A 25,123-nucleotide genomic window follows, 5' to 3' on the forward strand; every position below is an offset into this window, starting at 1 on the left:
GGAACCGGACAAATCTTTTCGGCTTCGACGCAAATCCTTTTTGCGCCGAGGCTATTCGGCGGCCATCCGAGAGGGCGCGAGGCCCTGGACCTCGGCGGCCACTGCCGCCACGACGCACCGCAGGTGCCAGATCAGATCCGAAAACCCCGGCGTGATCGCCAGGGTCGCCTCGTTCATGTAGAGGCCGCGATTGATCTCGATCTGGAGGGCGTGGCGCTCGACGTTCGGTTCGCCGTAATGCTCGGTGATGAAGCCGCCCGCGTAGGGCTTGTTGCGCAGGACGCGGAAGCCTCGCGCACGCAAGTGGTGCTCGAAGGCCTCGATCAGGATCGGTGCGCAGGCCGTGCCGAAGCGGTCGCCCAGGATGATGTCGGCCCGCGCCGCCTCGTCGCGCCCGAGGCTCGACGAGGGCATCGAGTGGCAATCGATCAGGATGGCGTGCCCGAACTGCCGTGCCGTGCGCTGGATCAGCCCGCGCAAGGTCCGGTGATAGGGTTTATACAGGGTCTCGATCCGTTCGATCGCGACATCCACGGGCAGACGCCCGCGATAGATCTCCTGACCGTCGGCCACGAGCCGCGGAATCGTCCCGAGGCCGCCTGCCACCCGCATGGAGCGGGTGTTGGCGAAGGCTGGCAGGCGTCCGTCGAACATGCGCGGGTCGAGTTCGTAGGGCTCCCGATTCACGTCGAGGAAGGCACGCGGAAAGTGCGCCCGCATCAGCGGCGCTCCGAGATCGACCACCGGGGCGAACAGGCGATCCACATGCGCGTCCTCGGACCGCCGCAGGGCGAGACTGTCGAGACGGGAGGCGGCGAGGAAGGCGGCCGGGTAAACCGCGCCGGAATGGGGCGTGTTGAAGACGAACGGAAGGGTATGCGCCGCCGGTTCGTCCACGGTGAAAGGTGGATCGAAGGCCGTCACGCGGGACGCGTCTGAGGTCTGGGAGGGCTCGGTCATCGCGGCGCGGGCGCCTCGGTGCGGACGGGACAACGCATGGCATCACTTTGCGTTTTGCCGGCTGGCCTGTCCAGCGCGGAGCGGACCCCGAGCCGACCGTTCGGGTGCCGTTGGACACCCGCGCCGGACGGCTTGGCAACGTTCTGTTTACCAAGCCGGTGCTTTGTGGAAAGAACACACCGAATCAAGAGTACGGGACGCCGCTCGATGAAGATCCTCCTGGCGGAAGACGACAACGATATGCGCCGCTTCCTGGCTAAGGCGTTGCAGAACGCCGGCTACGACGTGCTGTCGTTCGACAACGGGCTGTCGGCCTATAACCGCCTGCGCGAGGAGCCGTTCGAGCTTCTCCTCACCGATATCGTGATGCCCGAGATGGACGGGATCGAGCTGGCGCGGCGCGCCACCGAACTCGACCCGGACATCAAGGTGATGTTCATCACGGGCTTCGCGGCCGTGGCCCTGAACCCGGATTCCAAGGCTCCGAAGGACGCCAAGGTCCTGTCGAAGCCGTTCCACCTGCGCGATCTCGTCAACGAGGTCGAGAAGCTGCTGGCTGCCTGAGCGTCATCGCCGACCATCCCTGAGAATCCAGGCAGTAGGAAGAGCCATCACGCTCGCCTATATGCTGGTGGGATTGGATGGGGCGTTTCGACGATGAAGCCGGTCACGATCTACACAACTGCGTGGTGCCCGTACTGCTCGGCGGCGAAAAGCCTGCTGCGCGACAAGGGCATCGCCTTCACCGAGATCGACGTCGAGAAGACGTCCGGGTCGCGCGCAACCATGGTCCAGCGCGCGGGCGGCCGCACCAGCGTGCCGCAGATCTTCGTCGGCGACACCCATGTGGGGGGATGCGACGACCTCTACGCTCTCAACGGCGCCGGGAAGCTCGATCCGCTGGTGGCCGCATGAGCGACGCGCCCGTCTTCACCGCCGCCTGCGTGCAGATGCGCTCGGGCCGCGATCCCCTCGCCAACCGCGATGCCGCGGTGGCGCTGGTGCGGGAGGCTGCCGATGCGGGGGCGCATTATGTGCAGACGCCGGAGATGACCTCCCTGGTCGAGCGCAGCAAAACCAGCCTGTTCGAGAAGGTCACCGCTCAGGACGACGACCCGACCTTGGCCGCCCTGCGCGAGGTGGCCCGCGAGCGTGGGATCGTCATCCAGATCGGATCGCTGGCGATCCGCAACGGCGACAAGGTCGCCAACCGAGCCTTCCTGATCGACGCCGAGGGGGCGATCACCGCCTCCTACGACAAGCTGCATCTCTACGACGTCGATCTGCCCAACGGTGAGCGCTGGCGTGAATCCGCCACCTATACGGGCGGCGCCTGTGCGGTCGTGGCCGACACGCCCTGGGCACCGATCGGCCTGGCCATCTGCTACGACATCCGCTTTCCGGCGCTCTACCGGGCGCTGGCCGAGGCGGGGGCCACCATTCTGACCGCGCCGGCTTGCTTCACCCAGCAGACGGGGGAGGCGCATTGGCACGTGCTGCACCGGGCGCGCGCCATCGAGACCGGCTCGTTCATGATCTCGGCGGCCCAGGGGGGGCACCACGAAGATGGGCGCGACACCTACGGCCATTCCCTGATCGTCGATCCATGGGGCAAGGTGCTGGCCGATTCAGATGGGGCCGAGCCCGGCGTGATCCTGGCCGAGATCGACCTGTCCCGCGTCACCGACGCCCGTGCCCGCATTCCGGCGCTCCAGCACGCCCGTCCCTTCACGGTCGAGCGGGTGGGGCTGTCCTCCTGATCGCGTCACGCGCCACTGGCCAAAAACCGTAAGCCCGATGATCCGCTACACGCTCGTCTGCGAGGCCGACCACAGCTTCGAGAGCTGGTTTCCGTCGAGCGATTCGTTCGACGCCCAGGTCGCGCGGGGCTTGGTGTCCTGTCCGGTCTGCGGATCGGCACGGGTCGGCAAGAGCATGATGGCCCCCTCCGTCGCCCGGACGGATCGCGGGGGACGGACCGTTCCGTCCTCCGCCGAGGTCGCGCCGGCCGAGACCTTGCCGTCCGTGGCGCCCCAGACAGCGCCCCAATTGGCGATGACCGAACCGGAGCAGCGCCTGCGCGCGATGATGCAAGCCCTACGCGAGCAGGCGACCCGAAACGCCGACGATGTTGGTCGTCGCTTCCCCGAGGAGGCCCGACGCCAACATTATGGTGAGGCGGAGACCCGTGCGATCTACGGCGAGGCCAGTCTGGACGAGGCCCGCTCCCTCCTCGACGAGGGCATCGCGGTCCTCCCGCTCCCGCCGGGATCCGACGACCGGCACTGAGGCCTCAGCGCATCAGCGCTTCAGCGCGGCCGTTCCGGACACCGAGGCGAGCGCGAAGGCGATCAGGGCATTCCAGCCTGCGAGCGAGATGCCGAACAGGCGCCAGGCCGCCGTCGAGCAATCGGCCACCCGCGTGATCTGCAGGGCATTGAGGAAATCACCGACTGCGGCCGGATTGGCGCCGGCACCACCCCCGCAATCGGTGGGGCCGGCCCACATGTTCCACTCCGCGCCCGCATGGTACACGCTGAGGCCCGCCCCGTAGAGCAACCCGAGAGCTGCCAACCCGAGCACGAGGCGCGCTCCCCAGGCCGGCAGGAACAGTCCGAGAAGCGCGAGCGGGATGGCCGCGTAATAGGGAATCCGCTCCGTCAGGCACAGCTTGCACGGCACGTAGCCGAGCCACCACTGGAAGTACCAGGCGCCGGCCAGGGTCAGCACCGACCCGACGAGAACCAACAGGGCGGCGCGGCGCAAGCGCAGGAGCGAGGTGTCGTCCATGTCTACAGAAGCACCTTGAACATCACGAATCCGAGGATGATCACCGCGATCGCGATCGCCGCCACCACGTTGAGGTGCCGGTCGAGCACCCCCCGGATCTGAACGCCGTAGCGGCCCAGAAGTCCCGCCAGGATGAAGAATCGGGCGCCGCGCGTCAGGAGCGACAGGATCACGAACCAGAACAGATCGTAATGGGCGAAGCCTGACGTGATGGTCACGAGCTTGAACGGGATTGGCGTCAGGCCCTTCAGCAGGATCACCCAGTGCCCGTACTCGGCATAGGAGGCCTGGAAGGTCGCCGCCTTGTCGGCGAGGCCATAGACCCGGAACACCCATTGTCCGACCGAGTCGAACAGCAGGGCGCCGATGGCGTATCCGACGAGACCGCCGACCACGGAGGCGAGGGTGGTGATCAGGGCGTAGAACCAAACGCGGTCGGGCCGGCTCACCGCCATCGGCACCAGCATCACATCGGGCGGAACCGGAAAGAACGAGCTTTCGGCGAAGGCCACGGCTCCGAGGGCGTAGGGTGCCGAAGGCTTGCCCGCGAGCGCGAGGATCCACTCGTAGAGGCGACGGATCATGAGGGGTCCGGAAAGGCTAGAGGTGGCGGGCGGCGTCCTTTGATCATACGGCGCCGCCGCTGGCGAGCGCGCGCGCACCGCATTCGCAACAAACTAGAACCGCCCTCGGCCAGATGGCCGCTCTTGACCCGCGTGAGGACCCCGGAGTCTCGGTTGACAGGATGCGGCGCGCGCGGCAGGACATTCGCTGAGTGCCCGCGTGGTGGAATGGTAGACGCGTCCGACTCAAAATCGGAAGCCGAGAGGCGTGGGGGTTCGAGTCCCTCCGCGGGCACCAGTACCACTCGAGTGGTATGAGTTAGAGGTTCTCTGACAGACGCGTCCGACGCTTGCGAGGATCGCATCAGCGGGTTTGGTCCAGACGAAGGGCTTTGGATCGGCGTTGGTTTGGTCGATGTAGGCGTGGATCGCAGCTTCGAGATCGCCTGAGGCGGCCGCCTCGATCTGATCGAGGAAGTCGCGGAACTCGATCGAACGATGCCGGCCTGTGCAGTGGCCGATCACCGTCCCGACCTGGACGTCGAGGGCGGCGAACAGGTCGGTCGTACCCTGGCGACGATAATCGTGAGTTCGGCGCTCCGGCTGGCCGGGCCGCATCGGCAGCACGGGGGCCGTGCCCGTCAGCGCTTGGATCTGCGGCTTCTCGTCGACGCACAGCACCAAAGCACGATGCGGCGGAGCCATGTAGAGGCCGACCACGTCCCGGACCTTGTCGACGAAGGCGGGATCGGTCGAAAGCTTGAAGGTGTCGGTCTTGTGCGGCTGCAGCCCGAAGGCACGCCAGACCCGCGAGACCATGCTCTGGCTCATGCCGACCCGCCGGGCCATGGCGCGGGTCGACCAGTGGGTGGCATTCTCTGGCTGGCTCTCCAGCGTGAGGGTGACCATCCCTTCGATGGCCGCGTCCGTGACGACACGTGGCGCGCCGGAGCGGGGCAGGTCGACGAGGCCGTCGAGGCGATGGGTGAGGAAACGGGCGAGCCACGTTGTGACGCTCATCCGGCTGACGCCGAGATCACGGGCAGCGCCACTTGTTGGTCGATCCTGGCTCAGCGCAGGCCAGCACGATCCGCGCGCGCTGAGCCAAGGCTTGGCCGACATTGCGACGGGACAAGCCCCGCCCAGCGCGTGCGCTCGTCCTCAGTCAGATGGAGAGGAGCAGGTTTTGGACCACGGGCCATGGGTCACCTCCGTGCGGATATCCCCGACAGATAGGTGCAAGCTCAAAATCTGAAACCGAACTTCTAACTCAGACCACTAAGCTGCCTTTATTGCAGCCAGTAGTTCTTCCGCGACGCGGTTTGCCTCAGGTAGATAGCGCAGTGTCAGAAATCCGTCCTTTCCATCCAAGACCCTGAGGGCTGGTGGGTAGTGATACGTAGCCGTGTTGCCAGCCAAGCTGTCAATTATGGTGTAATTCGAATTTATCTTTTCTGTCACGTTAAGGCAGGTGATCCGGCGCGGCGGACAGAAAATACTGGCATGCAGAAAAGATCCGGCTGAACCCAAAATTTGGTCTCGCGACGACATTAAACGTACTTGATCGGCAAAGCTGAGCGTTTCCGGGTAGATAATTTCGACCCCATGATCCTTCATGACTGTCTCGATTTCCAGCTCGTTGGTAATCAATCCAACGGCCGAGGAAAGCCGAGTCTTCGAATAGTAAATTGGCCGATCGGTTCGCTCGAAGTTTTCCGCAGAGCGTATCCGGTCGCCAATCCCCTGGCACAAGTCTGCGAAAGCGCGGTAACCTGCGTGCTGTTCTTCTAGGCTCGTCGCCGGAACAACAACGGTCCGCAGTCGCGTCGGCTTCTCAAATTTTACGAAGTCGTGAGGAGAAAGACCCAGTAAGCCAAAGGCTGTCGCTACGAATGGAATGCTGAACCAGTTCTCCGGTGTGCCGGGCGCATGGCACAAGATCTTGGTGTTCGGCGACCGGATTTTCGGCATAGCCCAGAATCGGGGCAGAGTATTAACTAAGAAATGACCAAAATGCGGATTGATACGTCCGCCATAAATATAGGTGCCGTCCGGAGCTAGGCTCTCGATTCCCGTCGCGATCGGTAACACTGCAAGAGATTGGTCGGGTGGATGGTGGATGCCCTCGCGGAAGTCAACCGCCAGATCGATCAGACGCCCATCTCTTCCATAGAGGCCCCAAGATCGGTTTCCCGCATAGGGAATGTAACGGCAATCATGCACCACTTCGATTGCAGGGGCAGGGTCGCGGATTTCCGCTGACCCCCAGAGCATGGTGCAAAGATCAAGCAACTTCATCAGTCAGTAATTCGCGCGTTGCGTATCATCGCCGATCATTTTCATGAATTTGTTGATCATCGGCGCACGTTCAAGCACGAGAACGCTATCGTAGGCAGTCATCGCAACTGTTTGTCTTGTAAAATATGATGGCGCCACTGTACCATCCGTAACGTGGTCGGCATTGAGGTCGTCAATCAATCCTTTAAAACGCTCGACCATTGAGCGCGGATCACCTCGGCCTCCGCCATAATCGGACCAGTATGCCGTATGCATGTCCTCGATCATGTAGACGCCATTCGCAGCGATCCTTTTGTAGAGGAAATCGAAGCTCTTGGTGACGTGCTCCATATGATGACTTCCGTCATCGAGCACCGCGTCGAAGGTGCCAAACTCGTCAAGGAGCGATTGGAGAAATTGCGGATCGGACTGGTCGCCAATCCGCACGGCGATCTGCTCATCCGCGTATTGTCTGCACACTTCGTTGATATCGATCGTGACGATGCGTGCAAGAGGACCCAGCCAACTCTTCCACATCTGCGCTGAGCCGCCATTGCCTGCGCCGATCTCCAGAAAGGTCACAGGATGACCGACATAACGCCCGAAATGACGCTCGTAGGCGAAGAAATAATGTCCCGATTTGTGAATAGGGCGGCCGGTGTTTGAAAGGAAGATTTGGTACAGCGACATATCGCCATCGGCCTCGAAGTGTGCAAACTGATGCTTGTAACTGCATTTATCACCTTAGGGGGCGTATTGCAAAAGCTTCATACGCGTCTATGTAAATATAAATAAAAATATATAGCCGTGACGTATCTGCTTGGCGATTTGAGAATGATTTTATCCCAGCCCAATGGCGTGAAATGTCGCGGTGGTTAGTGAGTGTCGGTTGACAATCATAATATATATTGATGATAGAAAACTCTGCTCGCCGACTTTAGTTGCCGTCGCCGGAATACCGCGAGCTGATCTGATTGACTCATCGAAGCTGTTTACAGTCTAAATTCATTGCGTGATTCGCAGCTCGCGTCGTCAGCCATGCCGCGCCCTCACAACACCGGATCGTAAACCGGGCCGATAACCGCCGCGTCTGGGGTCGCCAGCCATTTCGAGGCGAGCACGGCCAGCACCATCACGCCGAGGAAGATCGCGAAGATCGCCGGATTGTAGATCACCAGGGCGACGAAGCAGACCGCCGCCATCACCAGCGCGAAGGCGGGCGCGGCGGGATAGAGCGGGGCGCGGTAGGGGCGGGCGAGGTCCGGTTCGGCCCGGCGGAGTTGGAACAGGCTCGCCATGCTCATCCCGTACATCACCAGGGCGCCGAACACCGCCATGGTGACGATGCTGGCGGTGAGCGACTGGCCCGCGATGGTTACCAGGTTGTCGCTGTAGACGGCCGCAATGCCGACCACGCCCCCCGCGAGGGTGGCGATGTGGGGCGTGCGGAAGCGCGGGTGCACCCGGGCGAGGCCACGGGGCAGGAAGCCCGCCCGGGCCAGGGCGAAGATCTGCCGCGAGTAGCCCATGATGATGCCGTGGAACGAGGCGACGAGGCCGAACAGGCCGAGCCAGACCAGCATGTGGAGCCAGCCGCTCGATTCGCCGACCACCGTCTTCATCGCTTGGGGCAGGGGGTCGTTGAGATTGCTCAAAGCCCGCCAGTCGCCCGAGCCGCCAGCGAAGATCATCACACCGAAGGCCAGGGCCGTCAGGGTCAGCACACCGGTGATGTAGGCGATCGGGATGGTCCGCTTCGGGTCCTTGGCCTCCTCGGCCGCCATCGCCACCCCCTCGATGGCGAGAAAGAACCAGATCGCGAACGGGATCGCGGCGAACAGGCCGCCGATCGCCGGCAGGCCGAAGGTGTCGGTGCCGGCCCAGCCGTGGGCGGCGAAGTTCGACCACGAGAAGGCCGGGGCGACGACGCCCATGAAGACCAGGAGTTCGGCCACCGCCAGGATCGTGACGAACAGCTCGAAGGTCGCGGCGATCTGCACGCCGACGATGTTGAGGGTCATGAAGATCAGGTAGGCGCCGAGCGCCGCGTGCTTGGGGTCGAGGCCGGGGAACTGCACGTTGAGATAGGCGCCGATGGCGAGCGCGATGGCGGGGGGCGCGAAGACGAACTCGATCAGCGTCGCGTAGCCGGCGATGCAGCCACCGACCGGGCCGAAGGCGCGCCGGCTGTAGGCGAAGGGGCCGCCGGCCTGCGGGATCGCGGTGGTGAGTTCCGTGAAGCTGAAGATGAAGGCGACGTACATCGCCGCAACCGCGATCGTGGTGATGAGGAAGCCGAGGGTTCCGGCGGAAGCCCAGCCGTAGCTCCAGCCGAAATACTCGCCCGAGATCACGAGTCCGACGGCGATGCCCCAGAGATGGAAGGCGTTGAGGCCCTTATGGAGCCCGCTGGTTTCGGTCTGCATCGCCCTGGCCCCTTTTGTCCGCCCGGTGCGGACCGCGGAGCCTAAGCAAGAGCGCTGCCGCCGTGCCGGCAGGGCGATGCAGCTGGAGCGGGCACCGTCAGGCTGCGCTGGCCCGGGGCCACAGGCGACGCCAGGGGCTGCGTGTCGCGGCACCGGTGTTCGGCGGTGCGATCTCCATGGTGGTCCGCGAGTCCCTCGTTGTTCGGAGGTCCCTCGTTGTTTGGAGGTCCATCGTCGTCCGGATGTTCATGGCATTGCCGCGCCAGAGAACCGCGCCGCGTAGCCAGGCGCTGGTCCACACGAACGGGATCAGGGCATCGCGGATGATGAAGCCCAGGAGGAGACCGGGGCCCCGGACCCACTTCGCCCGGGCGGCCAGCGCCATTTCGGCCGCATACCAGAGCCCGGTCAGCGCGAGAAGGCTTCCGGCGAGCGCCGGGGAGGGGGCGGCCGCGAGGGCGATGCCGAAGGGCAGGAGCGGGCCGCAGCCGATCTCGGGCGCGAAGAACAGCGGGAAGGTGACCCGGCGCAGGCGCGCCCATCGCAACTGCCGCGACCAGATCTCCGCCAGGGTGCGGCGCCCGAGGGGCTGGTCGAACGGAGCGGCCACGAGATGGACGCGCGCCCCGGCCGCGCGCACGAGCTTGGTCGCCGCCGCATCCTCGGCGATCTCGGCCGCCAGGGCGCGGATGCCGCCGCGTGCCTCCAGGAAGGGCTTGTGCCAAAGCATGCTCTTGCCCTGGGCGAAGCCGAGGCCGAGGGCCTCGCCGGTATATTGCCAGCGCGCCTGGAGGGTGTTCAGGAAGGCGCATTCCACCGTGGCGAACAGGCCCTCGGGCCGCGCTCCGATCGGCGTCGAGCAGACGAGGCCGGTGTTCGGACGCCAGGCCGCCTGCAATTGCTGCAGGTAGTCCGGCGGCATCGCCACGTTCGAATCGGCGAGCACGACCCAGTCGTGGCGGGCCGCCTCCCAGCCGCGCACGCAGTTGTTGAGCTTCGGATTGTCGCTGATGCGCTCGTCGCCGACGATCAGGCGGGACCGGACCTGCGGATGCGCCGCCATGAGCCGACGCACCAGCGGTACGATGGGATCGGCTTCATCGGCGACGCAGAAGATCAGCTCGTAGGACGGATGCACCAGCCGGAAGCCGCGCGTCAGCAATTCCTCGCTGAAGGTCTCCACGCCGCAGACCGGCCGGACCAGCGACACCGGCGCGCCCTGGGGGAACACCGATGCGCCGTTGCGCCGCCCGATTCGGACGGCCGCCACCGCGATCCCGACCAGGTTGATCAGCGTCAGGGCGGCGCAGAACGCCAGAGCGACCGCAGCGCTCGGCTCCGACAAGTCCCGCATCGCCTGATCCCACATCCGCGACATCTCCCGTTGGTCAGACCCGAAACGCGACCGATCGCGGGATGGACATCGCGCCGCGTCCCCGACCGTCCCAGCGCCCCTAACAGCCGCGATGCTTCAGTCGTATGACAACCCGGGGGAACGGAGGGGGCGGGCGTGGCGAGACCGGCGCATGTGGCGATCGTGGGAGCCGGGATGGCGGGGGCGAGCGCCGCGCGCCGCCTGATCGAGGCCGGCCTCGCCGTCACCCTGTTCGACAAGGGCCGTCAGGTCGGCGGCCGCATGGCGAACCGGCGCGATCGCGACACCGGGCTCCGCTTCGATCACGGCGCCCAGGTTCTGCGGGCACATGGCTCCGCCTTCGGGGCGCGGCTCGCCGCCTGGGCGGGCCGCGGCCTCGTGGCGCCCTGGGATGGTCCTGACCGTTTCACGGCCGTGCCCGACATGACCGCGCCGGTGCGCGATCTCCTCGGCGGTCTCGAGGTTCATGTCGGCCGCACCGTCACGGGCCTGTCGCGCGTGTCGAGCGGCTGGACCCTGGCTCTGGCCGAGGGTCTCGAACCGCGGGTGTTCGAGGCCGTCGTGCTCACGCTGCCAGGGCCTCAGGCGTCGCGCCTCCTCGCCACGAGCGGATTCGTGCTGCCGACGATCGAGCGGGCGACCTACGCACCCTGCTGGTCGCTGATGCTGACCTGCGCGCAGGACCTTCCCTTCGTGGGCGACGTCCTACGACCCGCGGGAGGACCGGTCGCGGCCATCTTTCGCGAGGGCACGAAGCCCGGCCGGCCGAGCGGGAAGCCCGCCTTCACCGTCCATGCCACGCCCGACTGGTCGAGGACCCACCTGGAGGACGCGCCCGAGGCGGCGGCGGCACGGCTGATCTCGGCCCTGTCCGTCCTCTTCGGAGTGCCGGTCGCCGGACAGGGGCGCGGCCATCGCTGGCGCTACGCCCTCGTCGAGGAAACCTGCGGCGAACCCTGCCTCTACGACCCGCGCGAGCGCCTGGGCTATGCCGGTGACGGCTGCCTCGGGCCGCGCGTCGAGGCCGCCTACGACAGCGGCCTGGCCCTGGCCGACCGCCTCCTCGCCGAACTGGCGTGAGGCGCGTGTCGTGAGGTCTGCCACATGAGCCTGCCCATCGTCTTCCACCCGGCCTACGAGGCGACCCTGCCGGAGGGGCATCGCTTCCCGATGCGCAAATACGGGCGCCTGGCCGAACTGCTGGTGGAGCAGGGCCTCGCGCCGCACGGCTTCGTCCGGCCGGAGCCGGCCGGGGCCGCGCTTCTCGCCGCCGCTCACGATCGCGCCTACGTCGAGGCCGTGCTCGCCCTCGACGTCTCCCGCGAAATCGAGCGCAGCATCGGCCTTCCGGTCGGCGCCTCGGTGGTCGCCCGCTCCTGCGCGTCCGTCGGCGGCACCCTCCTGGCCGCCCGCCTCGCCCTGGCGCACGGGATCGCCGGAAGCACGGCCGGCGGCAGTCATCATGCCCGACGCGAGACCGGGGCCGGTTTCTGCATCTTCAACGACGTGGCGGTCGCCGCCCGCACCCTGCATGCCGAGGGCACCATCGCCCGCGCCCTGGTGATCGATTGCGATGTCCACCAGGGCGACGGCACCGCCGATTGCCTCAGCGGCACCCCCGATCTCTTCACCCTCTCGATCCACGCCGAGAAGAACTACCCGACCCGCAAGATCGTCGGCGACCGGGACGTCGGCCTGCCCGACGGCGTCGACGATGCCGGATACCGCGCGGTGCTGGAGGCCCATGTCGGACCGCTCCTCGATGCGATCCGCCCCGACCTCGTGTTCTACAATGCCGGCGTCGACCCCCACCGCGACGACCGCCTCGGGCGCCTCGACCTGACCGATGCCGGCCTCCTGGCGCGCGACCGGTACGTGGTGGGAGCCGTCCGCCGCCGCGGCATCCCGTTGGTCGGGGTGATCGGCGGCGGCTATTCCACGGACATCGACGCCCTGGCGGCCCGGCACGCCCTGGTCTTCGCCGCCATGGCCGAGCAGGCAGCCTGACGCCGCGACGCCCGACGTGCCGGCGCAAGGCCGAGCGGCGGGAGCGGTTCCTTGCCTAAGGTTCCGACAGCGCCACCTGGCGTGCGACGATCCGGTTGATCGTCCGGCCGAGCTGCTCGGCCGAATAGGGTTTCTGAAGAAGCTCGAAGCCGTGCGCGTCCTCCTGGGCCAGGATGTGGCTGTATCCCGAGGCGAGCAGCACCGGTAGATCCGGCCGGCGGCGCCGTAACTCCTGAGCCAGGGCCACGCCGCCCATGCCGGGCATGACCACGTCCGACACGACGATGTCGAAGGGTGTGGTTTCACGCTCCACATCCGCCAGCGCACTCTCGGCGTCGGTGTGCCAGGTCGGCAGATAGCCGAAATCCTCCAGGATCTGGCGGGCGATACGGCCCACCTCCAGGTTGTCCTCCACGAGAAGGACGCGCAGGCCGTCCCCCGAGACGGTGGGATGCTCGATCACGCCGGCGGCCGTGGGCGGGACCTGATCGGGCTCGATTTCCGGCAGGTAGAGCGTGAAGGTCGTTCCCGCCCCGACCGTACTGATGACCGCGATGTCGCCGCCCGACTGCTTGGCGAAGCCGAAGACCTGCGACAGCCCGAGCCCGGTGCCCTTGCCCACGCCCTTGGTGGTGAAGAACGGTTCGAAGATCCGGTCGAGATGATCCGCCGGGATCCCGATGCCGGTGTCGCTGAGCGAGATCGCGGCGAACCGGTCCGCTTGGCCGCCCTGGTCGCGCAGGGGTGACATGGGCGCCCGGCATTCCAGGCGGATGGTCAGGGTGCCCCGCTCTTCCATCGCGTCCCGGGCATTGACCGCCATATTGATCAGCGCGGTCTCGAACTGGCTGAGATCCGCGCGGATGTGGCAGGTCTCCTCGGGCAGCGCCGTGACGACCTGGATACAGGCGCCCGTCACCGTTTCCAGAAGGTCGGCGATGACGATGAGGCGCGCCCGAACGTCGAACACCTCGGGCTTCAAGGCCTGGCGCCGGGCGAAGGCGAGCAGCTGGCCGGTGAGCTTGGCGGCCCGGTCCACGGTCTCGGAGACGGCATCGAGGTAGCGGCTCTTGCGCACCTCCGGCAGATCCGGCCGACGCAGGAAGTCGACCGAGGAGCGGATGATGGTGAGGAGATTGTTGAAGTCGTGCGCGACGCCCCCGGTGAGCTGGCCCACCGCCTCCATCTTCTGCGCCTGCCGCAAGGCCTCGTGGGTCTGTTCCAGCTCGGCCGTGCGTCCCGCCACGCGCTCCTCAAGGGTGGCGTTCAACTCGCGCAGGGCCGCCTCGGCCTCCGCCTGCGCGTAGGCCGACCAGGTCCGGGCCGCGACCTCCATGGTCAGCCCGACCTCCGCGTCGGTCCAGATGCGCGGCGCGTCGGAATGCACGAAGAACACGCCGCCGAGGGACAGGCCGCCGGATTCCAGGCTTCGCATCATCGGAGCCACGATCAGCGCCCGCGTTCCGATGCTGTCCCAGGTGGCCTGGAACGCCGGCTCGGCGGTCCGCGGGTCCGTCCGACAATCGGTCACGACCAGGGTTTGCCCCTGGCGCAACTCGACCACCAGCGCGGGGCCGAAGGCATCGAGCACCCGGACCACGCCGGCGAGCGAGGGCATGCGCCCGTCGCACCAGTCGCGCTCGACCGAGATGACCTCGCCCTCGTTCTGAAGATGGCCGTAACCGACCCGGCCGACACCCAGATGCGCGCCGAGGCTGGCCGAGGCCATCATCTTGATGTCCAGCGGCCTCGCCGCCGTGCGCAGGCGGTCGGCCAGCGCGATCTGGAAGCGCAGGTGGCCCTCGGCGGATTTGCGCGCCGTGATGTCGATGGCCGTCCCGAGGGCCCGAACGCAGCGCCCGGTCTCGTCGAACACGCCCCGGCCCTTCGCCGCCACCCAGCGCACCAGCCGATCGTCGCGCCCGATGGTGCGGTACTCGGCGTCATAGGTCGTGCGCAGGGCCGGGTCGATGGCGGAGGCGAAGGCCGCTCGGGTTGCCGCCAGATCCTCGGGGTGCAGGGTGGCGTAGAAGTCGTCGAGGGTCACCGACGCGCCGGAGGAAAAGCCGAACATCGCCTTGGTGCGGTCCGACCAGACCAGCGTACCGCCGACCGGATCGAGGTCCCAGGTGCCGATCTCGGCCGCCTCGGTGGCCAGCCGCAGCTGCTCCTCGCGCCGTCGCAGGCGCGTTTCGGCCTGCTTGCGGTCGTGGATGTCCTCGACCACGCCGTACCAGCACAGGATTTCGCCGCCCTCCGTCCGGCGCGGAAAGGCGCGGGCCCGCATCCAGCGGTGCTCGCCCGACGCGAGGCGGATGCGGTAATCGACATCCACCGGGTCTCCGGAGGCGATGCAGGCACCGAACACGGCGATGGTCCGCGGCAGGTCCTCGGGATGCACCGCCCGGGTCCAGCCGTCGCCCAGGGGCTCGCCGGGGGCCTGTCCCGTCAGGGTCAGCCAGCGGGTCGCGTAGGACGTGATGTTGCCGGCAGCATCGCAGGTCCAGGGAACCTGCGGGTTCAACTCGACCGTGTGGCGATAATGGTCTTCGCTCTCGCGCAGGGCGGCCTCGCCGAGCACGCGGTCGGTCGTTTCCGCGGTGACGCAGAGCAATCCGTTGATCGCGCCGGCATCGTCGTAGACGGGCGAGTAGGTGAACGACCACCAGCTTTCCTCCGCCCGTCCTGCGCGGGCGAGATCGAGCTTCATGTCGGTCAAGGTGCGGGGCTCGCCCGCGAGGGTGGCCTCCACCAGTGGACCGATGTCGTCCCAGATGCTGCCCCAGACCTCGCGGAACGGACGGCCGAGCGCGTGCGACAGGCGATAGCCGAGGATCGGCCGGTAGGAGTCGTTGTAGAAGCAGAGCAGGTCGGGTCCCCAGGCGAGGAACATCGGCCGGGGACAGGCGAGCATGAGCGCCAGCGTATTGCGCAAGGACGCCGGCCAGGTCTCCGGCGGTCCGAATCTCGTCCCCGACCAGTCGTGTGCGCGGATTTCGGCACCCGTGACGCCGCCGGCATCGAGAAACGCCAGGGAGACGGTCACGCGCCACAAATCCCGGATCGGTCGCAGCCGTTGGGCATCTCGGATCTTCGGGCGATCGGATCGGGCGGTCCGGCTGGCATGATCAAGGCATAGCTGCGTTGATCCGGGTCGTACAGCGCTTCTCCGGGTCTCGGCAGAACGGATTTCGCGGAGACGAAATCATTCCGGGCCTTCGGAACAGCGTCGCGTAGATTCGGGGGAGGTCGCGCGGCACTGCGAAAGTATCGATCATGGTGAAGGCTTGGCCCTCATCCTTGCGATCATTCTTGCCCTGCATGCTCCGCGGCATGCCATCGGCCGGCTTCGTCTGATTCAATACGGAAGGACCGTCAGCGGCGTCTCTCGCTCATCGATGTACGCAAGCGGACGCTCGCAAAGCTGAGACGCTCAGGGCCGCGCCTCGATCTTCGGCAGGCTCCTGGCGGTGCGCTCCATGGCGTCGAACAGTTTCTCCAGTTCCGCCCCCTCCAGGCAGTGGAAGCCGAGCGTGCGAGAGAGGAGGAGGCCGAGGGTGGCGAAGGTCAGCATCGCCCCGGCGCCCGGGCAGCAGGCCACGTCCTCCATCTGGGCCAGGCGGTCCCGCAGGAAGGCGTTGAAGCCCGCGAAGGCCTCCGGGTTCTCGGCAGAAGCCAGCAGGAGCGCCCGGGGAAATCCATCCTCGTCGGCATAGATCTGTCGCGCATGGGCGATCAGGGCCAGGGGGAGGGCGGCCGGTCCCGGCCCCTGTTCGGCCTCGTGGGCCGTCACGCTCTCACGGATTTCGCGCAGCTTGCGCTCCGCCAGCGCCGAGATCAGCGCATCCTTCGAGGCGTAGTGATGCAGGACGCCGCCCTTGCTCAGAGAGGCTTCCGCCGCCACCGCATCGATCGTCAGGGTGCGGGTGCCCATGCGCCGGATCAGACGCTCGGCGGCATCCAGGATCACCAGCGGTCGGTCTTCGCGGCGGGTACGCGCCTTCATCATCGATCATCCGGCAGAGGTGCCAAGGTTTCGCGATGATACCAAATCAAAGCCGCACATGGCAGAAAGATCGAATACTTCAACGAGATACCGGGGCGTTACGAAAACCAGGAGCCGATCTGCTCTTGCAAGAAACCGTCTGGACGGTCGGTATGATAGACGATATGGATGAGGCGAGGTAGGGGCTTTTTGGGTTTCGAGGACGCAATGGTGGGTTGGCAGACCGTTTGGCCGCGCTGGCGCGGAGGCCTGGGCCTCGGCCTTGCGATCGCAGCTGCCGCGATGTCGCCGGTGCTCGGCGCAGAGGCCGCCACCGAAGCGTCGCCCGCAGGCGCCTCGAAGAACGCCGCCCCGGCCATGGCCCTCGTGCGAACGACCATCGCCCGCTCGACCACCATCGCCTCGGACCTGATCTTCACCGGCGACATCCAGGCCCAGTCGCAGGTCAATGTCGCCTTCCGCACCAACGGCAAGATCGCCAAGCGCCTTGTGGAGGTCGGCGACCACGTCACCGCCGATCGGGTCCTGGCCAAGCTCGATCCCCAGGAGCAGCGGGCCAACCTCAACAACGCCCAGGCTGCGCTCACCTCGGCCGATGCGCTGCTGACCCAGGCCAAGCTGAATTTCAAGCGCCAGGAGCAGCTCCTGGCCAGCGGCTACACCACCCGCCCGAGCTACGACGATGCGGAGCAGCAGCTGCGCACGACCCAGGCCTCGGTCGATTCGGCCCGGGCCGCCCTCGGCACCGCCGAGGAGCAATACTCCTACACGGACCTGAAGGCCGGCGTGGACGGCATCGTCCTCAGTCGCACCTTCGAGGTGGGCCAGGTGGTCCAGGCGGGCCAGACCGTCCTGGTGATGGCGCAGGACGGGCCGCGCGACGCCGTCTTCAACGTGTTCGAAGCGGTGCTCGCCGCGCCGCCGGCGAGCAAGACCGTGGAGGTGACGCTGCAGGCCGACCCGCGCGTCAAGGCGGTCGGTCGCGTGCGCGAGATCTCGCCCAGCGTCGATGCCGCTTCCGGCACGGTGCGGATCAAGGTCGGTCTCGAGGAGACGCCCAAGGCCATGAGCCTCGGGGCCGTCGTGATCGGCACCGGCAAGTTCCAGCCGCGCCCGGCGATCGTCCTGCCTTGGTCGGCGCTCTATCGCTGGCAGAACAGCCCGGCGGTCTGGGTGCGCGATCCCCAGACCGGGACCGTCCGGCCGAGGCCCGTCGTGATCGAGCGCTACGGCCCCAACACCATCGCGCTCAAGGAGGGCGTCACGCCCGGCGAGGAGGTCGTCATCGCGGGGATCCAGCTTCTCCGGCCAGGCCAGACCGTCGCCGTTTCGAAGACCCTCGAGGCGACGCGATGACCCGCCCGCTCTGGAGCGCGTTCGCGCTCGTCGCTCTCCTCGGCGCCTGCCACGCCGCCGAGGAGCCGGCAGGGCCCCCACCCGTGCGGCCGGTGCTGTACCGGGTGGTCAAGCCCGTCGACGCCCAGGTCTTCGGACCCTTCGCGGGAGTCGTGGCGCCGCGCTACCAGTCCGAGATCGGCTTCCAGATCGCCGGCCGGATGATCGCCCGCGACGTCACCGTGGGCGACATCGTGCACAAGGGCCAGCGCATCGCCGCCCTCGATCCGGTCGTCCCGCGCTTCGCCCTGACCCGGGCCGAAGCGGACCTCGCCGATGCCAAGGCGCAGGCGGAGAACGCCAACGCGACGGAGATCCGCCGCCGCCGCCTGCTCGCCGGCGGCAACGTCACCCAGGCCCAGCTCGATACCGCCGTGGCGAGCCGGGACACCGCCCAGGCGCGACTGGCCCAGGCCGAGGCCAACCTGCAGAAGGCGCGCGACCAGATCGGCTACACCGAACTGCACGCGGATTTCGATGGCGTCGTCACGGTCCGCAGCGCAGAGGTCGGCCAGGTTCTCAGCGCGGGTCAGGCGGTGGCGACCCTGGCTCGCCCGGAAGAGCGCGAGGCCGTGGTCGATATCCCGGAGGAACTGGTCGGCACCATGCCGGCGGACGCGCAATTCACCGTGTCCCTGCAGAGCGCTCCCGATGTGACGGCGACCGCCCGCGTGCGCGAGATCGCACCCTTCGCCGACCAGACCACGCGCACGCGGCGCATCCGCATGACGCTGATCGATCCATCCCCGGCCTTCCGCCTCGGCTCGACCCTCACGGTGATGCTGGCGCGAGCCGAGCCGCCGCACGTGGATCTGCCCGCCACGGTGGTGCTGACCGAGGGCGGCCGCGATGCGGTCTGGGTCGTCGCCCCGGACGGAAAGAGCGTCCTCAAGCGCTTCGTCACCGTCACGCACCGGGACGGCGAGCGCGTCAGCATCGGCGAGGGCCTCGGGGCCGGAGACCGCGTGGTGCTGGCCGGCGTCCATTCGCTGAAGGAGGGGCAGGCCGTGCGCCTGTCCGACCAGGCGCCCTGATCGGGTCTCGACCGCCATCCGTCATCAGTCGCCACCCCGTTGAGGCGAGAGCAAGACCGTGAAGAACTTCAACCTTTCCGAATGGGCGCTGGAGCACCGCTCCTTCGTCTGGTTCCTGATGCTGATCTCCGTGGTGGCCGGCTTCCTGGCCTACGAGCGCCTCGGCCGCGAGGAGGACCCGCCCTTCGCCATCAAGACCATGATCGTGCAGGCGCGCTGGCCGGGGGCCACCATCAGCGACACGCTCGATCAGGTCACCGAGCGGATCGAGAAGGAGCTGCAGCAGATCGATGCCGTCGATTTCAGCCGCAGCTACACCACGCCGGGGCAGGCCACGGTGTTCGTCCAGCTGCGCGAGACGACGCCGCCCAAGACCATCCCGGCGATCTTCTACCAAGTGCGCAAGCGCATCGGCGACATCCAGGGCACCTTCCCGCAGGGTATTCAGGGTCCGTTCTTCAACGACGAGTTCGGTGACGTGTTCGGCAACGTCTACGCCTTCACGGCCGACGGCGTGACCCAGCGCCAGCTTCGCGACTACGTCGAGCGCGTCCGCGCCGAGGTGAAGAAGGTGCCGAACGCCGGCAAGATGCAGCTGCTCGGCGCCCAGAACGAGGTGATCTACCTCGACTTCTCGACCCGCAAGCTCGCCGGGCTCGGCCTCGACACCAACTCGGTGATCAAGACCCTGCAGTCGCAGAACGCCATCGCGCCATCCGGCGTGATCCAGGCCGGACCGGAGCGGGTCTCGATCCGGGTCGGTGGCCAGTTCGTGTCCGAGGAGAGCCTGCGCGCGGTCAACCTGCGGGTGAACGACCGCTTCTTCCGCCTCTCCGACGTGGCCGAGATCTCGCGCGGCTTCACCGATCCGCCGACCGACCTGTTCCGTTTCAACGGCCAGCCGGCCATCGGCCTCGCCATCGCGATGCAGCCCTCCGGCAACCTGCTCACCTTTGGCCACGACCTGAAGGAGCGGATGCGCAAGCTCGAGGGCGAATTGCCGGTGGGCGTCGGCATCCACCTCGTCTCGGATCAGCCCAAGATCGTCGAAGAGGCGGTCGGCGGCTTCACCAAGGCCCTGATCGAAGCCGTGGTGATCGTGCTCGCGGTCAGCTTCATCTCCCTCGGCTGGCGCGCCGGTCTCGTGGTCTCGCTATCGATTCCCCTCGTGCTCGCCATCGTGTTCGTGGTCATGCAGGTGATGGGCGTCACGCTCCAGCGCATCTCGCTCGGCGCGCTGATCATCGCCCTCGGCCTCCTCGTCGACGACGCCATGATCACCGTCGAGATGATGGTCGCCCGCCTGGAAGTCGGCGACAGCCTGAAGAAGGCCGCGACCTTCGCCTACACCTCCACTGCCTTCCCGATGCTGACGGGGACGCTCGTCACCGTGGCGGGCTTCCTGCCCATCGGTTTCAACGGCTCCTCGGCGGGCGAGTACACCTACTCGCTGTTCGTGGTCATTGCCGCCTCGCTCTTGGTTTCCTGGGTGGTGGCGGTCCTGTTCGCGCCCCTCATCGGGGTGAAGCTCCTGCCGAAGACGATGAAGCACAAGGACCACGACGCCCCGAGCCGTTCGATGCGGATCTTCACCGGGATGCTGCTGGGCGCCATGCGCTGGCGCTGGACCACCGTCATGGCCTGCGTGGCCATGCTGGCGGCGGCCATCGTCGGCATGGGCTTCGTGCAGCAGCAGTTCTTCCCGTCCTCCGACCGGCCGGAACTTCTGGTCGACATGACGCTGCCGCAGAACGCCAGCATCGCGGAGACCAAGAGCCAGATGGACCGCTTCGAGGCGACCCTGGTGGGCGATCCCGAGATCGTGCGCTGGTCGTCCTATGTCGGACAGGGCGCGGTGCGCTTCTACCTGCCCCTCGACCAGCAGCTCGGCAACGCCTTCTTCGGCCAGATCGTCATCGAGACGAAGTCGATCGAGGCCCGCGAGCGCATGAAGGCCAAGCTCGACACGCTGGCGCGGGAAAAATTCGTCGGCACCGACTTCCTGATCCACTCCCTCGATCTTGGCCCCCCGGTCGGCCGGCCGGTGCAATACCGACTCGGCGGACCCGACCTCCAGACCCTGCGCGGCTACGCCCTGGAGCTGGCCAACATCGTCGGCTCGAACCCGCATCTCGACGTGCCGACCTTCGACTGGAACGAGCCCGGCAAGGTGCTGAAGGTCGACATCATCCAGGACAAGGCGCGCCAGCTCGGCGTCACCTCGGAGGACATCGCCGGCATCCTCAACGGCATCGTCGGCGGCCGCGCGATCACCCAGGTGCGGGACTCGATCTACCTCGTCAACGTGGTGGCCCGTGCCCAGGCGGTGGAGCGAAACTCCCTCGATACGCTCCAGAGCCTGCAGGTTCCGCTCGCCAACGGCAGCGTGGTGCCGCTCCTCGCCTTCGCCACCATCGGCTACGAGCTGGAGCAGCCCATCGTCTGGCGCCGCGACCGCCTGCCCACCATCACGGTGCGGGCCTCGATCGCCGACGACACCCAGCCCGCCACCGTTGTGGGCCAGCTCGACGAGAAGATCACGGCGTTCCGCAAGACCTTGCCCGACGGCTACATCCTGGCGGTGGGCGGGGCCGTTGAGGAAAGCGCGAAGGGCCAGGGGCCGATCGCCGCCGTGGCGCCGGTGATGCTCCTCACCATGGCGATGTTCCTGATGATCCAGCTCCAGAGCTTCCAGAAGCTCTTCCTGGTGGCGAGCGTGGCGCCCCTCGGGCTGATCGGCGTCGCCCTCGCGCTGCTCACCTTCGACAAGCCGATGGGCTTCGTGGCGATCCTGGGCGTGCTGGCGCTGATCGGCATCATCGTGCGCAACTCGGTGATCCTCGTGACCCAGATCGACGAGTACGAGCGCGACGGGCTGCCGCCCTGGGATGCGGTGGTCGATGCCACCTGCCACCGCATGCGCCCGATCCTGCTGACCGCGGCGGCGGCCAGCCTCGGCCTCGTCCCGATCGCCCGCGAGGTGTTCTGGGGGCCGATGGCCTACGCCATGATCGGCGGCATCCTGGCGGCGACCTTCCTGACCCTGTTCTTCCTGCCCGCCCTCTATGTCGGCTGGTACCGGATCAAGGCGCCGCCGAAGGGCACGCCGCGCCGGGTCCACGGGGCCGACGGGCAGGTGCACGGCCGCGAGGCGCATGCCGGGTGATTCCCCGACCTGCGCCGGGTGCTCCGCCTCACCGTGACGTCCCGGCCCGGTCCACCGTGGCGCCGGGGCGCGAATCGGTCGTCGCGTAGTAGGGCTTGATGTCGAGGAGCGGGGTGCCGTCGCGGCAATCGAGGCCGCGGACGGTCAGGCACGAGCCGTCCCGCCCGAGAAGCTCCACCACCGACAGGGCGATCGGGTTCGGGCGCGCGGGCGATCGCAGGGAGAAGGTACCCCGGCTGCCATCCGCATGGCGGGGACGCTGCAGCGCCAGGTCGCGGGCGGCCTCGTCCATCCAGTACAGCACGATGAGGTGGCTGGCGCCCTCGACGTTCTGGAGACCGTCCGCGAAGGGCGGGTCGACCGCGAGGGTGCAGGTCGCCTCGGTCTGGAGCCCGTTCTTCGGGCAGTCCTGACGCGTCGCCCAGGGCGTGCGGATGCGGCCGATGAAGTAGAGCCCGGCATCGAAGGCCGCAGGCAGCGGGATCGCCGTCTCGCCGGGGCGATGTCCGGATTCGTCGCGCATGCGGCAGGCCTTCTCGTCGGGATTTGCGCATCGCGGCGCGGAGCGTCGGTTTCGAGCAGAAAATCCCCGGAAGGCAAGTCGTCCCCGGACGATCGGCGACGCGCGGGGCGGATTTCCTTCAGGCGGCGACCGTGGCGACGACGTGGGCGTCCGAGCGCGATCCCCCCGTATGCTGCGCGAAGGCGCTGATCGGGGCGGGGCGCCCGATGAAATAGCCCTGGGCGGCGTGGCAGTTCTCAGCGCCCAGGAAGGCAAGTTCCTCGGCGGTCTCGACACCCTCCGCAATCACCGGCAGGCCGAGCCCCGCGCCCAGCCCCAGCACCGAACGCACGATGGCGGCGGCCTGCGGATTCGAATCCACCGCGGCGATGAAGGAGCCGTCGATCTTGATGGTGTCGAAGGGGAACAGGCGCAGGTTCGACAGGGACGAGTACCCGGTTCCGAAATCGTCCATGGCGATGCGAAGGCCCAGGGCCTTCAGCTGGCGCAGGTTGGTCGAGGCACGGACCGGATCGCGGATCAGGGCCGTCTCGGTGATCTCGAGTTCGAGGCGCGCCGGATCGAGGCCGGTCTCGGCCAGGATCGCCTTGACGCTCGGCGCGAAAGCCGGATCGTGGACCTGCAGGCCGGACACGTTCACCGCGACGGTCAGCGGCGCGACCCATTGCGCGGCCTCCCGGCAGGCTTCGCGCAGGACCCAGGCGCCGATCTCGCGGATCAACCCGCTCTCCTCGGCGATGGGGATGAACAGGGCCGGCGAGATCAGGCCGCGCGCGGGATGGTGCCAGCGCAGGAGCACCTCGAATCCGAACACGGCTTCGGTCCGGGTCTCGATCTGGGGCTGGTAGACCAGGCGGAGCTGGTTCTCGCTCAGGGCGCGGCGCAGGTGCTTCTCCAGGATGCGTCGGTCGCGCACATCCTGCCCGACCGACGATTCGAAGAAGCGGTAGCTGCCGCGTCCCTCGGTCTTGGCCAGGAGGAGCGCGGTGTCGGCCGCGTTCACCAGATCGTTGCGGTCGCGCGCATCGTCGGGAAACACCGCGATGCCGATGGTGGCGGCCGGCACGGGCTCACCCTGGGGCGCCCGGTCCGAGGCGGCCCGGAGCGTGGCCCGGATCTCCTCGGCCAGCCGCCCGGCCGTGACCGCGTGGGCGCATGGCGTCACCACCGCGAACTCGTCGCTGCCCACGCGCGCGACCATCTGGGTTTCGTCGAGAAGGCCGGCGATGAGCTGGCCCACCCGCACCAGCGTGACGTCGCCGATGGCGTTGCCGACGAGGTCGTTGATCTCCTTGAAGCCGTCGAGATCGATGTAGAGGAGCGCGAGGCGCTCGCCCGGAACGGCCTGCCGCAGATGCTGGTCCAGCCGGTCATAGAAGGCCTGCCGGTTCGGCAGGCCGGTCAGCGGGTCGTGACTGACCAGGAATTGGATCTGGCGCTCGGCCCGCCGGCGCATGGTCAGGTCGCGCACCGCCAGCGCCACGTGCGGCGTGCTCGCGTAGGCGATCGGCCGCATGATCAGCTCGACCGGCAGGACGGTTCCGTCCGTGCGGTGAAGGTTGCCCTCGATCGGTTCGTCGGCCCGCTCGGCGAGGCCGCGAAGGGTGTCGCGATCCGGGAAGAAGCGCGACAGGGGCAGGCCCGTCAGGTCCCGGGCCTGGATGCCCGTCAGCGTGGCGAAGCTGTCGTTGGCGCTGACGATGACCGCCTTGTCACAGATGACGAGGCCATCCACCGCCGCGTTGGCGAGGCTCAGCAGGCGTCCGCGATAGACCGCGCTCTGGCGGTCGCGAAGGTCCAGGATCAGGGCCATGCAGGCCATGAGGAGGATCGTCAGGCTGGCGAGGCCGACCGGAAGGGCGAGCCAAAGGGCCGGCACGGTCTCTTCGGGCACGCTCACCCGCGGGTCCGGCACCAGGGTGACGGCCGTCATGCCGATCAGGTGGTGGGCGCAGATGGCGACGACGAGAAGGGCGGCACCGGCGGCCCGTCCCCGGGTGCGCGTGCTGGTCAGGCCGATCCACAGGGCCGCGATGGCGAACACGATGCCGACGGCGATCGAAACCGCGACGAGGGGGGCGTTCCAGATCACGTGGCCGGCGATCTCGTAGCCCGCCATGCCGGTGTAATGCATCACCGCGATGCCGAGGCCGACAATGCCGCCGCCCACCAGCGGAGCGACGCGGGCGGCCCAGAACACCGCCGTTCCGAGACCGATCCCCGTCACCAGCACGGCCAGCACCAGCGACAGCACGGTCGGGCCAATCGTGTATCCGGTGACCAAACCCGGATCGCAGGCCAGCATGCTCAGGAAGTGGGTCGCCCAGATGCCCGAGCCACCCGCCAGGGCCGCGATCGCGACCCACCCGCTGCGCCATCCGGCCCTCGGCCGGCGCGCATGGACCAGCAACGCAATCGTAGAGCTGGCGGCCAAGGTGCAAATGATTGCTGCCAGCACGACCAACCAGGGGTCGTTACCGATGAAGAAGCAACCAATGACGGTGAGCATCGAAGCCGGTTTCCCCCTATTGGCGTCGAATTCGCCTGACCCAAGACTCGGCTTTCGCTCCGGCAGAGGGAATGTATGCCTTTCATATGTTA

Annotated in this window: 20 protein-coding genes, 1 tRNA gene and 1 pseudogene; 10 read left to right on the forward strand and 12 right to left on the reverse strand. The window is 67.4% G+C overall.

Features of this window, described 5'->3' with window-relative positions:
• Positions 1-51: 51 nt before the first annotated feature.
• Complete coding sequence (locus ASF57_RS13780; protein WP_056484206.1) at positions 52-960, reverse strand: N-formylglutamate amidohydrolase; 909 nt, start codon at positions 958-960, stop codon at positions 52-54.
• 207 nt (positions 961-1,167) lie between these two features.
• Here ASF57_RS13780 and ASF57_RS13785 point away from each other — a divergent pair, with 207 nt between their 5' ends.
• The 4 genes from ASF57_RS13785 (at position 1,168) to ASF57_RS13800 (ending at position 3,249) form a co-directional block, all read left to right on the forward strand.
• A complete protein-coding gene (locus ASF57_RS13785) occupies positions 1,168-1,524 on the forward strand; it encodes a response regulator (RefSeq protein WP_003603128.1) in 357 nt (118 codons plus the stop codon).
• Positions 1,525-1,617: 93 nt separating this feature from the next.
• The gene (gene grxC / locus ASF57_RS13790) at positions 1,618-1,875 is read left to right on the forward strand and encodes a glutaredoxin 3 (RefSeq protein WP_056179577.1); all 258 of its coding nucleotides are present in this window, start codon (positions 1,618-1,620) and stop codon (positions 1,873-1,875) included.
• Positions 1,872-2,720 carry a carbon-nitrogen hydrolase family protein gene (locus ASF57_RS13795; RefSeq protein ID WP_056484209.1) on the forward strand — a complete coding sequence of 283 codons (849 nt, stop codon included), beginning with the start codon at positions 1,872-1,874 and terminating at the stop codon, positions 2,718-2,720. The genes grxC and ASF57_RS13795 overlap by 4 nt, the downstream gene beginning before the upstream one ends.
• Before the next feature lie 37 nt (positions 2,721-2,757).
• Positions 2,758-3,249 (forward strand): DUF1178 family protein, encoded by a 492-nt coding sequence (locus tag ASF57_RS13800; RefSeq protein ID WP_056484212.1) that lies wholly within the window; start codon positions 2,758-2,760, stop codon positions 3,247-3,249.
• 12 nt (positions 3,250-3,261) lie between these two features.
• Here the strand turns inward: ASF57_RS13800 and ASF57_RS13805 are convergent, their stop codons facing one another.
• A complete protein-coding gene (locus ASF57_RS13805) occupies positions 3,262-3,750 on the reverse strand; it encodes a disulfide bond formation protein B (protein ID WP_056484215.1) in 489 nt (162 codons plus the stop codon).
• Between the two features lie 2 nt (positions 3,751-3,752).
• A complete protein-coding gene (locus ASF57_RS13810) occupies positions 3,753-4,334 on the reverse strand; it encodes a YqaA family protein (protein ID WP_056179590.1) in 582 nt (193 codons plus the stop codon).
• A gap of 193 nt (positions 4,335-4,527) precedes the next feature.
• On the opposite strand from ASF57_RS13810, the gene ASF57_RS13815 reads away from it, so the two are divergent.
• Positions 4,528-4,611 (forward strand) — tRNA-Leu (locus tag ASF57_RS13815).
• An 11-nt stretch (positions 4,612-4,622) separates the two neighbouring features.
• Here ASF57_RS13815 and ASF57_RS13820 read toward each other — a convergent pair.
• The 5 genes and pseudogenes from ASF57_RS13820 to ASF57_RS13835 form a co-directional block, all read right to left on the reverse strand.
• A pseudogene (locus ASF57_RS13820) lies at positions 4,623-5,515 on the reverse strand (IS630 family transposase); the annotation flags it as partial.
• Between the two features lie 76 nt (positions 5,516-5,591).
• Entirely contained in the window at positions 5,592-6,611 is a 1,020-nt protein-coding gene (locus ASF57_RS24805) for a glycosyltransferase family 61 protein (RefSeq protein WP_082503941.1), read from the reverse strand.
• 3 nt (positions 6,612-6,614) lie between these two features.
• Positions 6,615-7,280: a class I SAM-dependent methyltransferase gene (locus tag ASF57_RS13825; protein WP_056484217.1), complete on the reverse strand. Its 666-nt coding sequence runs from the start codon at positions 7,278-7,280 to the stop codon at positions 6,615-6,617.
• A 359-nt stretch (positions 7,281-7,639) separates the two neighbouring features.
• Positions 7,640-9,016 carry an ethanolamine permease gene (eat, locus tag ASF57_RS13830; protein WP_056484220.1) on the reverse strand — a complete coding sequence of 459 codons (1,377 nt, stop codon included), beginning with the start codon at positions 9,014-9,016 and terminating at the stop codon, positions 7,640-7,642.
• Positions 9,017-9,113: 97 nt separating this feature from the next.
• Entirely contained in the window at positions 9,114-10,370 is a 1,257-nt protein-coding gene (locus tag ASF57_RS13835) for a ceramide glucosyltransferase (RefSeq protein WP_082503970.1), read from the reverse strand.
• Between the two features lie 156 nt (positions 10,371-10,526).
• On the opposite strand from ASF57_RS13835, the gene ASF57_RS13840 reads away from it, so the two are divergent.
• Together ASF57_RS13840 and ASF57_RS13845 are read left to right on the forward strand one after the other, a co-directional pair.
• Complete coding sequence (locus ASF57_RS13840; protein ID WP_244476933.1) at positions 10,527-11,471, forward strand: FAD-dependent oxidoreductase; 945 nt, start codon at positions 10,527-10,529, stop codon at positions 11,469-11,471.
• Positions 11,472-11,495: 24 nt separating this feature from the next.
• On the forward strand, positions 11,496-12,398 hold the full coding sequence (locus tag ASF57_RS13845) for a histone deacetylase (protein ID WP_056484226.1): 903 nt from the start codon (positions 11,496-11,498) through the stop codon (positions 12,396-12,398).
• A 55-nt stretch (positions 12,399-12,453) separates the two neighbouring features.
• Here ASF57_RS13845 and ASF57_RS26965 read toward each other — a convergent pair whose 3' ends face one another.
• Both ASF57_RS26965 and ASF57_RS13855 read right to left on the reverse strand, forming a co-directional pair.
• Entirely contained in the window at positions 12,454-15,444 is a 2,991-nt protein-coding gene (locus ASF57_RS26965) for a PAS domain-containing protein (protein ID WP_156376128.1), read from the reverse strand.
• A 387-nt stretch (positions 15,445-15,831) separates the two neighbouring features.
• Entirely contained in the window at positions 15,832-16,407 is a 576-nt protein-coding gene (locus ASF57_RS13855; RefSeq protein WP_056484232.1) for a TetR/AcrR family transcriptional regulator, read from the reverse strand.
• Positions 16,408-16,614: 207 nt separating this feature from the next.
• Here ASF57_RS13855 and ASF57_RS13860 point away from each other — a divergent pair, with 207 nt between their 5' ends.
• From ASF57_RS13860 to ASF57_RS13870, 3 genes are read left to right on the forward strand one after another with little or no spacing between them, the layout of a single operon-like run.
• Positions 16,615-17,760: an efflux RND transporter periplasmic adaptor subunit gene (locus tag ASF57_RS13860; protein ID WP_244476934.1), complete on the forward strand. Its 1,146-nt coding sequence runs from the start codon at positions 16,615-16,617 to the stop codon at positions 17,758-17,760.
• Positions 17,757-18,833 (forward strand): efflux RND transporter periplasmic adaptor subunit, encoded by a 1,077-nt coding sequence (locus ASF57_RS13865; RefSeq protein WP_056484235.1) that lies wholly within the window; start codon positions 17,757-17,759, stop codon positions 18,831-18,833. Before ASF57_RS13860 ends, ASF57_RS13865 begins: the two co-directional genes overlap by 4 nt.
• Before the next feature lie 58 nt (positions 18,834-18,891).
• Complete coding sequence (locus ASF57_RS13870) at positions 18,892-21,999, forward strand: efflux RND transporter permease subunit (protein WP_082503943.1); 3,108 nt, start codon at positions 18,892-18,894, stop codon at positions 21,997-21,999.
• A 28-nt stretch (positions 22,000-22,027) separates the two neighbouring features.
• Here the strand turns inward: ASF57_RS13870 and tsaA are convergent, their stop codons facing one another.
• Positions 22,028-22,522, reverse strand: coding sequence for a tRNA (N6-threonylcarbamoyladenosine(37)-N6)-methyltransferase TrmO (gene tsaA, locus ASF57_RS13875; RefSeq protein ID WP_056484238.1), 495 nt, complete (start codon positions 22,520-22,522; stop codon positions 22,028-22,030).
• A gap of 118 nt (positions 22,523-22,640) precedes the next feature.
• Complete coding sequence (locus tag ASF57_RS13880) at positions 22,641-25,031, reverse strand: EAL domain-containing protein (RefSeq protein WP_056484241.1); 2,391 nt, start codon at positions 25,029-25,031, stop codon at positions 22,641-22,643.
• Between the last annotated feature and the right edge of the window lie 92 nt (positions 25,032-25,123).

The sequence above is a fragment of the Methylobacterium sp. Leaf117 genome (assembly GCF_001422985.1).
Lineage (GTDB): Bacteria > Pseudomonadota > Alphaproteobacteria > Rhizobiales > Beijerinckiaceae > Methylobacterium.

Coding starts and splice junctions, on each gene's coding strand:
- tsaA (WP_056484238.1), bottom strand. CDS start 22,522: ATGCGCGACGAATCCGGACATCGCCCCGGCGAGACGGCGATCCCGCTG.
- ASF57_RS13880 (WP_056484241.1), bottom strand. CDS start 25,031: ATGCTCACCGTCATTGGTTGCTTCTTCATCGGTAACGACCCCTGGTTG.
- ASF57_RS24805 (WP_082503941.1), bottom strand. CDS start 6,611: ATGAAGTTGCTTGATCTTTGCACCATGCTCTGGGGGTCAGCGGAAATC.
- ASF57_RS13835 (WP_082503970.1), bottom strand. CDS start 10,370: ATGCGGGACTTGTCGGAGCCGAGCGCTGCGGTCGCTCTGGCGTTCTGC.
- ASF57_RS13805 (WP_056484215.1), bottom strand. CDS start 3,750: ATGGACGACACCTCGCTCCTGCGCTTGCGCCGCGCCGCCCTGTTGGTT.
- eat (WP_056484220.1), bottom strand. CDS start 9,016: ATGCAGACCGAAACCAGCGGGCTCCATAAGGGCCTCAACGCCTTCCAT.
- grxC (WP_056179577.1), top strand. CDS start 1,618: ATGAAGCCGGTCACGATCTACACAACTGCGTGGTGCCCGTACTGCTCG.
- ASF57_RS13795 (WP_056484209.1), top strand. CDS start 1,872: ATGAGCGACGCGCCCGTCTTCACCGCCGCCTGCGTGCAGATGCGCTCG.
- ASF57_RS13865 (WP_056484235.1), top strand. CDS start 17,757: ATGACCCGCCCGCTCTGGAGCGCGTTCGCGCTCGTCGCTCTCCTCGGC.
- ASF57_RS13825 (WP_056484217.1), bottom strand. CDS start 7,280: ATGTCGCTGTACCAAATCTTCCTTTCAAACACCGGCCGCCCTATTCAC.
- ASF57_RS13785 (WP_003603128.1), top strand. CDS start 1,168: ATGAAGATCCTCCTGGCGGAAGACGACAACGATATGCGCCGCTTCCTG.
- ASF57_RS13780 (WP_056484206.1), bottom strand. CDS start 960: ATGACCGAGCCCTCCCAGACCTCAGACGCGTCCCGCGTGACGGCCTTC.
- ASF57_RS13855 (WP_056484232.1), bottom strand. CDS start 16,407: ATGATGAAGGCGCGTACCCGCCGCGAAGACCGACCGCTGGTGATCCTG.
- ASF57_RS13800 (WP_056484212.1), top strand. CDS start 2,758: ATGATCCGCTACACGCTCGTCTGCGAGGCCGACCACAGCTTCGAGAGC.
- ASF57_RS13845 (WP_056484226.1), top strand. CDS start 11,496: ATGAGCCTGCCCATCGTCTTCCACCCGGCCTACGAGGCGACCCTGCCG.
- ASF57_RS13810 (WP_056179590.1), bottom strand. CDS start 4,334: ATGATCCGTCGCCTCTACGAGTGGATCCTCGCGCTCGCGGGCAAGCCT.